Source organism: Brucella sp. TWI559, assembly GCF_039674265.1.
Lineage (GTDB): Bacteria > Pseudomonadota > Alphaproteobacteria > Rhizobiales > Rhizobiaceae > Brucella > Brucella chromiisoli.
In genome coordinates, this window is the sequence record NZ_JBDJNE010000077.1 from 1 (window position 1) to 484 (window position 484).

Consider the following 484-nt stretch of genomic DNA (forward strand, 5'->3'; position numbering starts at 1 on the left):
TGTTAAATTTGAGGGCGACGATGCGCATGTGAATGTATCGGCTGGCCGATCGCGCTTTCGCCTGCAGGTGCTGCCGGCGTCTGACTTTCCAGAAATGTCAGCGGGAGATTTCACGCACCATTTCAGTTTAACGGGTGCGGATATGGCGGACGCTATTGCCAAGGTCAGCTTCGCAATTTCTACGGAGGAAACCCGTTATTATTTGAATGGAATTTACCTTCACAGGACAGATGATCATCTGGCCTTTGTCACCACAGACGGCCATCGCCTGGCACTGGTCAAGCTTGCGCCGCCCGAAGGCAGCGAGGGTATGCCAGGCGTTATCATTCCTCGTGCGACAGTCAGCCTGCTCAGGCATCTTGCAAGCGCAGAGGGCGACGTAGCAATCAGCCTGTCGGCGCAAAAAATCCGCTTCGAAATGCCTGGTGGCATCGTGATCACGTCAAAGCTCATCGATGGCAATTATCCAGACTATCCAAGGGTT

1 protein-coding gene is annotated in these 484 nt (G+C 53.7%); it reads left to right on the plus strand.

Annotation, left to right across the window (positions count from 1 at the left end; genetic code table 11):
* The coding region (locus ABE530_RS19690; RefSeq protein WP_499695732.1) for a DNA polymerase III subunit beta at nucleotides 1-484 on the plus strand (484 nt) is incomplete at both ends.